Origin of the sequence: Bacteroides sp. AM23-12 (assembly GCF_003434395.1) — a bacterium.
Lineage (GTDB): Bacteria > Bacteroidota > Bacteroidia > Bacteroidales > Bacteroidaceae > Bacteroides > Bacteroides thetaiotaomicron.
Genome location: NZ_QTLF01000008.1, coordinates 38,296 through 53,234, shown reverse-complemented (window position 1 = coordinate 53,234; position 14,939 = coordinate 38,296). Strand labels below are relative to the sequence as shown.

Annotated in this window: 10 protein-coding genes; all 10 read right to left on the bottom strand. The window is 39.7% G+C overall.

All coding sequences use genetic code 11. The features are described from left to right. Positions 1–71 precede the first annotated feature (71 nt). Entirely contained in the window at positions 72–1,682 is a 1,611-nt protein-coding gene (locus DW640_RS10025) for a phosphodiester glycosidase family protein (protein ID WP_117578003.1), read from the bottom strand. Positions 1,683–1,719: 37 nt separating this feature from the next. Beyond that, entirely contained in the window at positions 1,720–3,744 is a 2,025-nt protein-coding gene (locus DW640_RS10020) for a DUF6259 domain-containing protein (protein WP_233525436.1), read from the bottom strand. Between the two features lie 26 nt (positions 3,745–3,770). After that, positions 3,771–6,020 (bottom strand): hypothetical protein, encoded by a 2,250-nt coding sequence (locus DW640_RS10015; protein ID WP_117578000.1) that lies wholly within the window; start codon positions 6,018–6,020, stop codon positions 3,771–3,773. A 16-nt stretch (positions 6,021–6,036) separates the two neighbouring features. Next, positions 6,037–7,461 carry a sialate O-acetylesterase gene (locus DW640_RS10010; protein WP_008767100.1) on the bottom strand — a complete coding sequence of 475 codons (1,425 nt, stop codon included), beginning with the start codon at positions 7,459–7,461 and terminating at the stop codon, positions 6,037–6,039. A gap of 15 nt (positions 7,462–7,476) precedes the next feature. Continuing rightward, positions 7,477–9,090 carry a beta-N-acetylhexosaminidase gene (locus tag DW640_RS10005; RefSeq protein WP_008762546.1) on the bottom strand — a complete coding sequence of 538 codons (1,614 nt, stop codon included), beginning with the start codon at positions 9,088–9,090 and terminating at the stop codon, positions 7,477–7,479. Between the two features lie 18 nt (positions 9,091–9,108). Beyond that, complete coding sequence (locus tag DW640_RS24300) at positions 9,109–9,318, bottom strand: hypothetical protein (RefSeq protein ID WP_224207312.1); 210 nt, start codon at positions 9,316–9,318, stop codon at positions 9,109–9,111. 217 nt (positions 9,319–9,535) lie between these two features. After that, positions 9,536–10,408, bottom strand: a complete 873-nt coding sequence (locus DW640_RS09995) for a DUF1080 domain-containing protein (protein ID WP_055269086.1) — start codon at positions 10,406–10,408, stop codon at positions 9,536–9,538. 23 nt (positions 10,409–10,431) lie between these two features. Next, on the bottom strand, positions 10,432–11,904 hold the full coding sequence (locus DW640_RS09990) for a Gfo/Idh/MocA family protein (RefSeq protein WP_117578036.1): 1,473 nt from the start codon (positions 11,902–11,904) through the stop codon (positions 10,432–10,434). Between the two features lie 13 nt (positions 11,905–11,917). After that, the gene (locus DW640_RS09985) at positions 11,918–13,003 is read right to left on the bottom strand and encodes a Gfo/Idh/MocA family protein (protein ID WP_117577998.1); all 1,086 of its coding nucleotides are present in this window, start codon (positions 13,001–13,003) and stop codon (positions 11,918–11,920) included. A gap of 105 nt (positions 13,004–13,108) precedes the next feature. Next, positions 13,109–14,929, bottom strand: a complete 1,821-nt coding sequence (locus DW640_RS09980; RefSeq protein WP_055269088.1) for a DUF5018 domain-containing protein — start codon at positions 14,927–14,929, stop codon at positions 13,109–13,111. Positions 14,930–14,939: the final 10 nt, after the last annotated feature.

Here is a 14,939-nt window from a genome sequence, read left to right as displayed (position 1 = left end):
AGCAATGCAATATACATAAAAAGAAACTTACTATGTATATTGCTATAGCTTTTATGAATATCCGGATTGGGCTAATTTTTCTTGAAGAATCCAATTGTAGAAACGACTGCCCGGTTTCCTCCGGTCATGTCATTCAAGTGTTCGTCTCCTACAACCATTCCGGTAGAACCTCCGCCATCAAGATTAATAGCTCCTACACAGCCTAATCCTTTCATTATTTGTGCCAGTTCTGTTAAAGTAGCTCCACCACTGGCGGTAATACGTCCGTCACATATGAATATGACCACTTTTCCATCTTCACGATAACCGATTGCTGTACGGTCCGGGGTTACATTCGCTCCGAAAATGTCATACGGAATGATTTCATAGTTACTGAGATAGTAATCTGTGCCCTTTGATGTCTCTGTAAAATCGAATGGGATTTTTTTGTCTTTCAGTAATACAGGACCTGCACTTAAAGCATATTTAGGACTCCAGCTAATTGCGGTAGTCGGATTTTCATTAGTGACAATTCCATATTTATTTTCTCCTTTGACAGATGGCAAAGGACGGTCGAAATAGAAAACATTACTGGAGGCATCCGTTCCTGTCCAAACAACATTCGGTTTGCCTGAAGCATCTACGCCGAATGTTCCTCTTGTCACATTATACATACTGTTGTATTCTGTATCGCCAGTTTTTAGTGACCCCCGAACGGCTGAAACAGAGCCCAATTTAATGGAATTGATAACAGCTATTCCTGTATGGTTTCCATTATAGAAGTATCCTCCATTGACCAATAAATAACAGTCTCCATTGAATGATGCAGATTGCGTGTCGATGGTTGCGGGAGAAGATGGTATGTGGACACGTACTTCTACCTTACCGGTAGAGAGATCACCAATGGCGTACCATGCATGGAAATTACTACCATTTAAGTTACTGGTGGTTTCGTACAGTTCGATTTCTGCCGGCAATGTAGACTTAGTCAGTTTATTCCATGTCAATTGGATCGCTTGTGGCTCTGTTTCCAAGGAAACAGTCGACTCTGCACTGTAATAAGTACCGGTAGAGGTTGTCAGGAAGGCACGTACTTTATAGGATTTGCCATAGTCGAGTAAGGTATTCGGAATCACTTGAAATACTTTTCCGTCTTCAGCAACTTCCGGTCCGTTTTGCTTTTGATCATTGATAGTGGGTGTGTTTTCGGTACTCCAGCATAAACCATATTTTACGTTGGTTTGTCCAGCTATGTTTGTCACTTGATAAGAGGAACTGATACAAGTTGAGTTTGCTTTGATACTTCCTATGATTGCGATGCTTGGCTCGTCACCGAGGGCTACCAACCGATAGAGCTCGTAAATGGCACGTGAAGTATTCGTAGCCGAGAATGCTCTTACTCCGAAATAGTATATGTTTCCTTCTTCCAGACCATTTTCGATTGTATATTCTGTGACATTTGCGGATACCTTGGCTATTTCTATATTTTCACTGGTATCTGCTTTTCTTAATAAGATGCTGAATCCGGTTTCATTATTACTATTGTCTTTCCAACGTAGTAATACTTTGGTTTTTCCCATTCTTTCTATGGTTATGTCTGAAGGTGCTTGTACGCTTGCAGACTGTTCGTCGCCGTCATTGTCACTTGAGCAGGCTCCGAAGGCACATGTTAATAATATTGCTATAAATATAATCTGTTTCATTTTACTGTACTATTTATTGTTTGATTACAAAGACTGTTTATTTGCTGATTCTGATCGCATCAAGTGCTTTAACGGTTATTTGTTTTTTATTAGGCAGTGTAACCTTGTGTTCTTGTTCACTCATGTTTACTATAAGGTATACGTGTTCGCCTGATACACTAGCCCATTCTGCCGCTAATACTACCGGAGTTATTTCATAGTTGGGTATCTCTTGCGTTGGGTTATCACCAGTTGGAATTATTTCCTGTATAAAACGGCCTCCCAAGAATAAATCATGTTGTTGACGGCGGAAATCTGTCAGATTTTTCAGAAATTTAGCTTCCCTTTTCGCATCTGGGCGCATCAACAGACTGGGCTCTACCCATCCTAACTGAGAACCCCATAACAGACTACGCATACTCATGAAATTCAAAGAACCGTCTGTGATACGCCAAGGGATGTAGGTGTATCCGCTATAGATGCAACGGTCAGAATAAATGAGCGGGAACAACGGAACCATTTTTGTATAGCTGTTGTGCGGAGAATTGACAACTAACATCATGTCAAACAGGTCAATATAGCACTCTGCATTTTCTTCTGTTGTCATGGCTTGGTTCTCTTTGTATAGATTTGTGCGCATTTCGGTGAGTAAACTGCGGTAGGCAAAAGGCCACCAATCACCACCGCCAGGTGCATGTCCGTGGTTGGTTGCATAGCAGGGTTCGCTGTTGGCGCAACCTATCTGATCCATATATACACCGTTCGTTTTTAGTTCAGTTAATATCTGTTTGTTGACTCCTTTCAGCACATCTCTCCAAATATAAGAAGCTGGGCAGGTTACAGTATTTAATACCTTTGAGCTATATACTTCTGTATATAATGTACCATCAGCTTTGCGACAAGAGGCATCTTTACCATTAAGCGTTTTATAGCTGTCTGTTGCTGGATCCCATAGACGACCGTTAATATATGGAGTAATAAATCCTCCAAGTTCCTGTGTTTCTTTAATCATTTCTTTGAATCCTGCTTTTTCGGGAAAGTATTCCGGATATTTAGTATCGAAACGATGATTGTGCCAATAATACCAATGCAATCCGACTCCTTTTCCATAGTATTTCATCGCTTTACGTACTGCTTCCATTGTTTCAGCATTTACTTCTCCCGGCCGTAGCCACATATCAGCGTTTTTGATCCATTCTGCTATAGGACGTTCTGAAATAGTTTTTGCACCCCACAGTGTTTCGAAAGTAAATGGACGATACCATTGTACTGCAGCGTCCTGCCATCCCTTTTGGGTAAATCCCATCACTGTTTCCCAAGGAATGCAGAACTTCTTGTTTTGAGTCCAGGCATAGGATGTTGTCACATTCTGAATAAATACAAGACTTTTTCCTTCACTTTTCATTCTGAATACTTTGCCAGATCCCCCTTTGTCTTGTGCGGCAAAGTAGACTGTGCCTCCTTTATGATGCATCAGCACTAATTGCATTGTGCCTGTACACGAAGGATAACGTGATTGCAGTTGTCCTTCATTGCCGATTGTGTATTCGGTCCCGAATCCGACAGGAAGAATTCCTTTTGCTCCTTCCGGTCTGTTTACAGCAATACGGGGAAATTCAGATTCTGTAATCACCCATCCTTCCGGCATTTCTGCTTCAATGCGCCATTCCGGTAGTTCGGCATCTTTACCTAATGTGACTAATATGCGTACCGGACACGTCGGTCCTGCATCTATAACCATTTGCCAGGTGAATATTAATGTTGAGGCATCTTGAGTTTTTTGTATCTCGCCTCCTTTATATTCGCCCCATCGGGGCATTAAGGTCGGGTTCTCTCCGTTGGGACCCCGATAGATTAGTTGCCACGGATGTGTTGTACTTCCATCTACAGGCAATATGTTCATGCCATCCATGCGGAATTCCTTGAATAAGAATTCTTTTCCGTTGGCAAACACTAATTCAACATTCTTGTTTTTTAATACAAAGTTTCCATTTTCATTTTTAGCAGTCACTGAGGCTGATAAAGTTCCAAAACATTGTAAATAGCATAATATGCTAATAATACCGGTTATCATATTTCTCATATACAAAAGATTAGGATGAATAATTTCTATTTAATAATTTCGATGCTTTTTCTGAATAATTTTATTACTTCCTCTTGTGGAAGAGCGGTTTCCAATATGAGACGCTCTGCTGCGGGGAGGATACTTTTGCTTCCTGCTGACCGGATAGGTATTCTTTTACCACTCTCATTCATCAAAGACAGCTTGTTTTTTTCTATATCAAGAGTGAGTTGCCCTGTACCGTTCATATGCCAATAAATGATACAAGTCCTTCCTGCTTTCTGGAAAATGAATGCCCGGATTGGCTTTTCGTCATCCTTGGTTATTTGACGATAGGGGTATAACTGATAATTTCCTTTTTTATCTTTCATCAGAAGATATTCTTGTTCGGGATTTTTGAGTAATTCTTTCTGTTTGTCTGTCAGGACACCTTGAAGTTTTACTTCTTCCCACATTTTGATAACTCTCAGGTTATCTTCCGTACGAGGATGATTCTGTAACTCTTTTAAATTGCCAACTAATGATATGGGAGAATTCCATGCGACAGCTTTGCTGCAAATATATTCATACATGTCTGGTTGCATGCCTATTGTCTTGTCGTTGGGAGCCAAGTAATTCACCCATCCGAAATTGACAGAAGTAAAATCTTTGGCTATCTGCTCTGCACATCGAAGTGTATACTTCTTCATTGCCGGACGGATACGTTCCGGAGGGAATATATCGAAAGCATTCCCACGACTTAAAATATGCCATCCATAATGTGATTTCAATGCTCCTTCTGCAAATAATGGAGTTGGTTTCATTTCGTTGTATACTATCATCTGAGAGCGGGAGACATTATACCAATAAGGCATCGGTACATCTTCCGCACCATCAAAATAGACAAAACGAAAGCCTGCTTCGTGGTAGATTTTTCCTAAACGTTCGGCAATCTCTTTTTGGATTCCTGTATTTTGGTTGACACGGATAAACAGGGGCCAGTCATCTACATCCAATAGTCTGAAATGTTGTCCTTTGTCATGTGAGGCTGCTTTTGAGTTAAATACTCCCCGTACACATCCCGTAAATTGATATGGTGGTTCGGTGGTATAGTTCTCATAAGTGACAAGCTCGTTGTCAATTTGCAGGAGACGTCGTCCTTTCTCCATACGTACGCCTTCCGGATTACCTTCTATAGTGATGATAGTACTTGAATCATCTAATGGTTCCGAGAGAATAAATTCGCGTACATGGTTGGTGCGGGAGTCCGGTATGCCGTTGTTGATATATGGGTCATTCACTGCTACTTTGGAATAATGAATATGAATGCCGGGTATCATGCCTGCTGCTTTGATTTTATTAGTGATTTCCTGTAAATCTTTCATTCCATTCGGATATTCTTTTCTCCATTCATAATGTCCGCAAGCTTTGGCGAAATCAACATAATAGACGACAATGGATTTGAAACCACCTTTTTGAGCATATGCAATATGTTCATCTATATTTTTAGTCGTGACATCACGTAGCTCATAATAGGAGTACTGATATTCTTTACGTTGGCGACTTTCTACTCCTAAAGGCATATGATAGTCACGTTCTACTTTATCAATACAGGTTAGCAGTTTTTCTTTTGAAGTAGTAATCAGTGCTGCACCGGAATTGAAAAGTTTCACTTGAAAATCAAGTCCTGCATACATCGTAGTATATTCCTTGTTTGCAAAAGCATCGATATAGGTGGTCGGATGGGTGCCTAGCAGGCATATGGCTGTCTGTTCATCCCATGATACATTCAGCCACTCACCAAAGTTCTCACGTTTACGTACTGGTAATTGTAATAATGAGATTTCATCTATTTCAGTTTTGCGTTTTACCCCAAAATCTTCGATACGATAATCAATTTGCTTCAGAGTGAAACCTATATAATAATCTGTGATATTTAACTCTATGATGGCAATGTCATAGGTATCCTGAAATTCTATACGTAATTCATTTCCGTTACGTTCAATTTTATTGGCTGGGAAGGTGCGTGGCTTTGCAGGAAACATTAGGAAGTTTTCATTATCGTAAGGACGGTATTGGGTAATAGCGCATAAAGGTACATCTGCATTTGTTATCAGACATTCCTCTCCCGTAGCTTTGTGTATCAGGCTGCGTGCTTTTCCGTCATTGCTAATAATTAGACGCATTTCCGCGTTCTCTATGACCACATCATTGTTTTCTTTCTGTTCATTAGGCATAGCTATACAAAATTGTGGCAACAATGTCGACACAAGCCAGACTAATAAAACCGGATATGTATAATATATTCTTTTCATCATTTATTTTATGTTTTTATTACCACTTATCTGTGCGAAATGGTCTGACCGGCAGATTGCGTGTATTAATCAGATTTCCTTTCAGGAAATTCCGAAAACAGTAACGAACGGCAACGGGAGATTTGACTGTTGGGGATTTGACAATTACTGTATGATCCTTCTGATTTAAAGAGGCCTCTGCCGGATAAAAGACTTTATCTGAACCTGCAATCTCAAATCCGGAGATATTCATCCAGGGGCTTAATCCTTTTTCTGCATGGGAAAAGGAGATTTCAATTGTCTCTCCGTTGATTTTCATGCTTTTATAAGATGGATATTCGGATTCTATTCCCTGATATCCGTATGTCTTATTCAAGGACATATATGCGAGGCGTTCTCCAATCCCTTTTTTATTGTGAGGATGCACTTGAGGAGCTTCGTATGTCTCTACTAAGTCGTTTGTTCCGATCATACCACTATTGGGAATGAGTGAAAGCGCCTTTTGTTGAGCTTCCCGCAATAATGCTCCTATGTAGCCATCTTCTTTATATTCACAGGCAAATGGGACTGTCTCAACATAGTAGAAAGGCAGGTCTCCTTGTTTCCATATTGATCGCCAATGTTTTACCATCGTAGCTAGGCGTTCGGCGTATGTTCTGCTACTTCTTACATTACTTTCTCCTTGATACCAGATAAAACCTTTTATTGTATATTTGTGACAGGGGTATAAAATTCCATTATACATTAACATCGATTGTAAATAGACTGGTGTCTTGTCACTTCCTATTAAAGTCAGGTCTTCATCCTTGTAGGTTTGTAGTATTTCCTTAGGTAGCCAACCTTCTACTCTTGAGCCTCCCCATGCACAGGTGATAACTCCTATAGGAATCTGCAAGGTCCGTTGTAAAGTTAATGCATAATGATAGGCGGCTGCACTAAACTTCGGAGCATTTTCCGTAGTTGGTTGCTGCCAGCTTCCTTCTGCATACTCCTGCGGAGATAGTTTTACTGTCGGCTTTATGGTTACCATTCGTATTCCCGGATGATTGGGAGCATCTGCTATGACATTATTGGAGTCGCTTATGGGACAATAATCAAATCCGTTCAAAGGCATTACCATATTTGATTGTCCGGCACATAACCAGACTTCTCCGATCAGGAGGTGCTGCAAAGTGACAGATTGCTCTCCATCCGTCAGTGTTAATGTATATTCTTCGAAACTGGCAGCAGGCGTTGTGATCTGTAATTCCCAACACCCCTTTTCGTCAGCATGGGTTTTGACTTCCTTATTTGCCCATGAAGGAGTTACTACAACAGTAGAATTTGGAGTCGCTTTTCCCCAGATTCGTACATTGCTTTTTTGCTGTAAGACCATATTGTCACTAAGTAGTGGAGGCAATTTGACTTTTGCCTCCATATTGATGCTCCACAGTACAATTATTAAAAAGTAGATAAGAATCTTCATGTAGCATTTCTTTTTTTAGTCACGGAAATCCATTTGTATTTTTTCTTTCTTTTTGATGACAGGACCAGCCGGTTCCGGATGGTGCTGAGGATTACGATAATCAAAGTAATAAATATTCAGCTTATCAAATAAGGTGAATGCATCTTCCATACGTGACAGGAACTTGTCGTAGTCTTTGACTGTCGGTGCGGACCAAGCTGATTCTGCCAGTGCGCAGAGGCGGGGAAAGATCATGAAATCTACCCGATCTTTAGTATGCATTAGTTCCGTCCATGTATTGGCCTGTATGCCTTTGACATGTGAGAGGTCAGAGGCTGACACTCCCCATTCGGCAAACCATTTGTCGGGGAAAGCATATACATCTTCTATTGGGCAGAATCCGTCCCAGATTCGTCCCCATTTGTGGTCTTTATATTGTACGAAGTCAAAATAAAGCGGTTTGCGCGGACACATGATAGTCGAATATCCTTTGGTCAGTGATTTGCGCAGGTAATCGGGTTTATCATGTCTCCACCACATAATGATAGTATTATCTTGCTTTACATTCAAGTCGAGAAGTTCATCCCAACCGACTAAAGTTTTACCTAGTGAGTTTACTACATCTGTCATTCTATGCATAAAGTAGCGTTCTGCTTCCTTTACAGTTTGTAACCCTTCGCGTTTCAATAGTGCTTGTACATGTGGGTCTGTTTCCCATGCCTTGATTCCGTAAGCTACTTCGTCGCCTCCGATATGTAAATATGGAGAAGGGAATAAGGCAGCTATTTCTTTTAGTATATTAGTCAGATAAGTATAAGTTTCTTCTTTGCCAACGTTAAAAGTGAATTCCGGATGTTCTTCCGTTCCTCCGCCTGAGTATTCCGGGTAAGCTTTATTGGCTGCTGTGGCATGTCCGGGCATGTCTATTTCGGGTATAATTTCAATATGACGTTCTTTGGCATATGCTATGATATCACGGATCTGCTCTTGTGTATAATATTGTGCCGGTGTATCCGGATCACTATGGCAACCTTCTCCTCCTATAGTTGCCAGTTTAGGGTATTGTTTAATTTCGATTCTCCATCCTTGTGCGTCTGTCAGATGCCAATGGAAGCGATTCATCTTATAATATGCCATCAGGTCAAGGATTTGTTTTACCCTTTTTTCGCCGGAAAAGTGACGTGCTTCATCAAGCATATATCCTCTCCATTCATAACGCGGGGCGTCTTCTATCGTTCCACATCTTAGATCTCCGTTGGTTAACTGCTGTAATAGCGTTTGAATACCATAGAAAACTCCAGCTGGACTTCCTCCTTTGATTAGGACCTGTTTGGGGGCGATAATCAGCTGATAGCCCTCTTTGTTTTGCAGTCTATTGTCTAATGATAAGTTGATTCCTTTCGCAGCTTTTTTGCCGGGGATTACTTTCATTTTATAGTTTAAATCAGCGAGTTTCTTTTCAAGGAATGCTGCTTCTTTATATAAACTGGCATCCAGATAGTGGATTTTCTGACCCGATTTGAGTTTACACGTTTCTGCTTGCATGGTGACTTCAGCAGGATAGGGGATAACCCGTACCTGTTCTTGTGCTTGCAGGCTCATGAACAAACTTAGATAGACTATTGCCAAGGTTGTAAGTAATAGTTTCATGTTTCTTGGTTTTATTAGTTATTTAATAATAATTATAGGATTTTCTCCATGTAAATCCTCTATGGATACTGTCGCAGTGATGGTACGGGTCTCATTAGGGAACAATGAAATGAAGTTATCACTCCAGAATACCGGATTTACGACTTCTTTTGTTTTTTCTCTTTGTATCTTTTTTATTAGTTTGATTACTTCGTAGCTTTTTTCAGACTGCGAAATACATATAATCAACGCTTCCAAGCTTATTAATGAAATTTGATAATGCAATAATTCTCCTGTTTTCAGAGCATATGTCGGGATCTTATATGAATTAAGTAATGATGCAGTTGCTCTTGTATTTTTTGGAAGAAAGATGGCATAGTATAAATAAATGTTTTATATTTTATATCAAGAGAGGTCACTATAAATTTTTGTAATAGAAATCCTCTCTTGATAATGCTAATAATAATTAATCAAGGATTTTTATGCGGATGTTACGATACCATACGTCATCACCATGATCTTGAAAGCCAATGAATCCTTCTCTGTTGTCACCACCACAGTTATTTAATAATTGAAATGCTAAAGGACGTTCTTGCTCGCTAAACTTACTGGATTGCAGTAAATCTGTCCATTCTCGTGTCCATAGATGATATTCAAGAACGTTCTCATCGTTTTGGCCATGAACAACCGTACCTTTGTATACCATAATTTTTGCTTTATTCCATTCTCCGGCAGGTTTGGCATTTTGTGGAATAGCAGGGATCAAGTCATATAAAGAAGCTGATTGCCGATTATTGCTTTTGCCTAATTGAGCATCTGGGTGAACTGCATTATCTAATATCTGGTATTCAGGTGCAGACATAAAAAGCATTTCTAATCGATCGTTTCCATCTTTGTCTTTAGATGTGACTTCTTGTCCTAAGTAGAAAATTCCGGAATTACCGCCTTTGGATATTTTCCATTCTAATTCCAGTTCAAAGTTTTTAAATTTATGTGCGAAGATTAGGTCACCACCGTCACTATTTTGAGCTTCTCCAATACCACTCCCATTGAATTTAATACTACCGTCTTCGATGGTCCATTTAGATGGAACTTGTTCTTTACCATATCCACGCCAACCTTTGAACGTTTCTCCGTCAAAAAGGGTGATATAGCCATCTTTGTCAATGGGAAATTGTATACTGTCAATCTCAGAAGCTTTTAATGATTTGGAACACGATAAAGTTATGAAGTTAGATGAGGTGTCATCTTGTGATACTGCAACTTTCTTATTGCCGTTGCAAGATACCAAAACTCCGGCTATAAGACTATAAATTAGTGGATAAAATTGATTTCTCATGATTCTAAATTAATGTTTAATAGTTAATTATTGGGCATATCCGGTAACTTCCATCCATCTCGGTAAGTATGCTTGATTAATTCCTGAGCAAATGCTTGAGCATTTATTAGGTCTGTCCATTGTTTATTGAAGGTTGGATGCCCATCTTTAATCGTAAAGCCATCTTTGATGACTGTTTGGATGGTAGCATTAGGGTCTATGTTTGTGAATTTCATGTTGAGACCATCCCATAACAATTCTTGATTTAGTGATTGAAGCCTGATAGCAAGTACTCCCATTACTACCATCTCATTGAAAGGTCCTGCTTCTTTGAAGGGAGAAGTAGTCTGAATACGGCTTGAGGCATTTTCCTTGCAGGCACGTACAAAGTCCATTTCATGAGTTTCTTTAACTTCACGTAATACTGGTGGACATTTAGGATCTCTACCGGAGAGTAACCAAGGTTTTCTTCCGTAGCATCCGCAGATCAATGTGTCTTTTGTTCCGTGGAAAATGACACCTCCACCATCTACATTCAAATTTTTGTTTTGAGGGAAACCTTTTGGACGCATTGGTTTCATGCCGCCATCATACCAATAAACTTCCACTTCTGGCATTGCAACTTTCGGCATATTATCGCGAGCTGGGAATGTGAATTTAACCATTTGAGCATTGGGAGCACAATCTGTCATAAGCAATGTCGAACTACCTTGTACTTTAGTAGGATATCCTAATTTTAATCCTTTAAATACCGGATGAAGAACATGACATGCCATATCACCTAATGCACCTGTACCAAAATCCCACCAACCTCGCCAGTTCCAAGGAGTATAAATAGGATTATAATCACGGTACTGAGCAGGACCGAGGAACAAATCCCAATTTAATGTCTTGGGTACTCTTTCTGCCTTGTCTGGTCGACTAAGTCCTTGGGGCCAGATAGGACGATCAGTAAATGCTTCTACTTTAGTGATTTCACCAATTTCTCCGTTCCATATCCATTCGCAGATCTTGCGGACACCAGCTCCTGAAGCGCCTTGGTTTCCCATTTGGGTAGCAATATTATATTTATCTGCGAGTTTGGTTAATAGGCGTGATTCATATACGGTGTGTGTTAATGGCTTCTCACAATATATATGTTTTCCCATTGTGATGGCTTCTGCCGCAATAAGAGCATGGGTATGGTCAGGGGTTGCTATCATTACAGCGTCCGCTGATTTGCCCAATTCATCAAACATTTTGCGATAATCATAATAACGTTTTGCTTTAGGGTATTCATCAAATACATGTCCGCTATATTTCCAGTCTACATCACAAAGCCCAATAATATTTTGGCTGGACATGCTGCGGATTGCACTAGCACCACGTCCACCAATTCCAATGCCAAGGATGTTTAACTTATCACTGGGTGAGATATGACCATGGCTCATACCTAGAATTGAATTAGGAGCTATTGTGATACCGGCTAATGCGGCAGCTCCAGTTTTTAGGAATTTTCTTCTTGAAAAATCTGACATAGTATTATTGTATTTATTTAATAAGATTATACCTATGACTCTGTAGTAATCCGTATCCATTTTTCAGGTGTTTCCTTCGTTCACGGATTTCTTCAAGAGTTTGTAGTTCACCAATTGCCGGAAGAACATGCTGGTGGGCATCTTTCAGAAAGAGCCATGCATTCTCTGAGGCAATAGCGGAATCTCGTATGAATGGTAGTCGGGAATTACGTTTTCCTGTTTTGATGGAATCAGCAAATAATTTGCATAATACATCTATGTTCTTACCGCCAAATGGTCTTTCTAAGTGTAGTGTTTCGTGAACTCCGTGAAGATCAACTACAGCAGTTTGGAAATCATGCGTCATGCGTACAATTCCCTTTGTACCAATAATATCAACATAGGAATTGTGTGTCTGGTTTTTTGATAATTGGCCATATACAAACCCCTGTGTAATATCAAATACTACTCCGTTCTGAAAGGTCCCATGACATTGTATCCACCAAGGTTCTTTATAGTTCCACATGTTGACTCCTTGTGCATGCCAGGTTTTGTATTCACTGTTAGCATACCATCGGGCAATATCTACATAATGCATTCCGCAATCGTGGAATGCCGGACCTTCATATTCGTGGCCTTCACCAGGAACAAGTCCGGGAGTCATATGGCAAATACGAAGAATTGCTAATTCTCCGATTTCACCTTGTTCAATAAACTGTTTGATAGTCTGGTGATACCAAGAATTGCGTAGATATAAATTGACAGTGGAGAAGCGATCATACTTTTCTGTGAGATTTACTACTTCCCATTCTTTATCAATGGTATCAGACACTGGTTTCTCTGATATGATATGTTTTCCACTTTGAATAGCTTGCTCGATTTGTCTTTTTCGAGAGTCAGCGAGTGCAAAGAGACCTACTACCTGTACATCTTTATCTGCGAAGACAATACGTTCATCTGTGATGGTTTTGGATTCGGGTGATAATAATTTGGCAAGTTCTAGAGCATCTGTATTTACATCACAGATGTATACAATGTCCCATTGACCGCTTTTTTGCATTTCTTTTAGATAAAACTGTCCCATGCGCCCAAAACCTATCAGACCAACTTTTATTTTCATGACCAATTATAATATTTACAGGAATATAGATAAACAATTCCAATTTTAGGAAATCAAAAGTCGATAAGCTTTTGGGGCAATATCGACTTTTGATTGAAACAATGATTATAGATTATACTTCGTTAATTCATATGCTATAATACCATGGTCAGTAGTTAACATGTAAACTTGTATAGAGTTACCGTCAGCACTATGACCGATAGCTATGTCGCCTGTTGAGTTTGGATTTTCACCGATTGCATTATAGAATGAAGTCATTCCGGTTAGAGAACTGTTATTCCCATTGGGTCCAGTTGGTCCGAATGCAGGGTCATAATTGTCCAAGCGTGAATCCATTATTTGTGCGTCTGCCATTGCCGTCGTAGTCATAGAAGTTATATTTCCTATGCAAAGGCGACAATATTGAGGTTTGGAAGTTGTGTTGGAATTTTGGACAGCCACTAGTTTTACACCATTAAATTCGGTATATGCTGTACCAATCAGACTACCACCCCACCAATTACCTTTAGGATCAAATATTATCTGACTTCCTTCTTTGGGAGTATAGATCACATTCTTTCGGGCATTGTTGGAGCTCATAATATAATCACATTCGTCTTCTGTTGTCATAGGAATAGGTTTACTTTGCAGGTACCAGCTATAGAGACCTTTGGCTGAGCCATGTACGGAGATAACTTTTCCATCTTCTGTTTTTACCCGAAGAACCCGGTTCATTACACTATTTGCTAATGACATTAATATGGCAGTTCCGTTTGTAATGTCTCCTTTTATAGATACGGTACGTCCCATATCCCACGTTCCTGTAGTTGCAACACTAGCATTGGTACTACGGAACTGAGCAAAAACATCACTAGTGAGAATATCTTCGGACATAATTTTTGTTGGTGGATTGGTAATGCCGTTTTTCCAAACATAAATCTCGAATAACTGATTTTTGCTCCATGGGTTATTAGCTGCACAGAAAGTTATGGCTACCATGTGATTGGCATCATCTTGTGTGATTGCATGGATAAGTCCGGTAGGCAATCCTGTCGTATTAACTTGTATATCTTTCAGATGTTCACCGCTATAACGGTTTAGGACTACAAAGTCTAAGGTTGTACTACTTACTATCAAATAATTGTTAACTATGGCTAGACTACGGTTATTTGTAGGAACGAAACCTCTAGGATCAGCAGGGGTTGTTTGGAATCCGAATAATAAGGATTTATAGCCGATTCTTCCCGGAGCAACGAAAGAAGGAGTTTGGATTTCGACAGTATACTTCTGCTTGGTAACTCCATCTTGTGCGATAACATAGATGTCTGCCATTTGGCTTAAATCAATATAACCTTCTGAATCCATAGCTGTTGATTCAATAGTAGCCCATGGTGAGGTAAATAGTTGTGCCGAACGTATAGCAGCATCAATGGAGGAAGATGTTTTATAAATAACGATAATCCCATTTTCACCTTCGTTCTCAGGTGATTTGATTGTGATCAATGGATTTGGTATATCCGGTAACACTATTTTAGTAATGAGCGCTGATTTTGATTTAGCATAAATTGCTTTGAAAGTGTAAAGGGTTTTTGTTCCATCTTCTTTGATTAATGTAGATTGGAAGCCTGCAACCAAATCATGAATGCCAGAGATTTCAGGCTCGAATCTTGCACCTGTGGGCATGTTTGCAGTAACTTTCATTTGAGTCAAGTCTCCTTGAATTTTTTCAGTATCCGAGATATAATAAGGGACCTGTACTGTGATAGTACCATTTGCTTCATCGACAATAGCATCATATTGCTTGTCTGCATCGGATATTAGAGATCCTTTAACAGAAAGAATATTAATGTTTTCACTATCGCTTCTTACCAAATCATCTGGCTCTTGACATGCAGTAATGAGAAGGATTGAAGCTAATAAACCGTGAAATAAATATTTCATTTTCATAATTCTTCTT

Excerpts from the sequence above, each read along its gene's own strand:
- DW640_RS10010 (WP_008767100.1), bottom strand. The coding sequence starts at position 7,461 with ATGAAGATTCTTATCTACTTTTTAATAATTGTACTGTGGAGCATCAAT.
- DW640_RS09995 (WP_055269086.1), bottom strand. The coding sequence starts at position 10,408 with ATGAGAAATCAATTTTATCCACTAATTTATAGTCTTATAGCCGGAGTT.
- DW640_RS09985 (WP_117577998.1), bottom strand. The coding sequence starts at position 13,003 with ATGAAAATAAAAGTTGGTCTGATAGGTTTTGGGCGCATGGGACAGTTT.
- DW640_RS09980 (WP_055269088.1), bottom strand. The coding sequence starts at position 14,929 with ATGAAAATGAAATATTTATTTCACGGTTTATTAGCTTCAATCCTTCTC.
- DW640_RS09990 (WP_117578036.1), bottom strand. The coding sequence starts at position 11,904 with ATGTCAGATTTTTCAAGAAGAAAATTCCTAAAAACTGGAGCTGCCGCA.
- DW640_RS10005 (WP_008762546.1), bottom strand. The coding sequence starts at position 9,090 with ATGAAACTATTACTTACAACCTTGGCAATAGTCTATCTAAGTTTGTTC.
- DW640_RS10015 (WP_117578000.1), bottom strand. The coding sequence starts at position 6,020 with ATGATGAAAAGAATATATTATACATATCCGGTTTTATTAGTCTGGCTT.
- DW640_RS10025 (WP_117578003.1), bottom strand. The coding sequence starts at position 1,682 with ATGAAACAGATTATATTTATAGCAATATTATTAACATGTGCCTTCGGA.
- DW640_RS10020 (WP_233525436.1), bottom strand. The coding sequence starts at position 3,744 with ATGAGAAATATGATAACCGGTATTATTAGCATATTATGCTATTTACAA.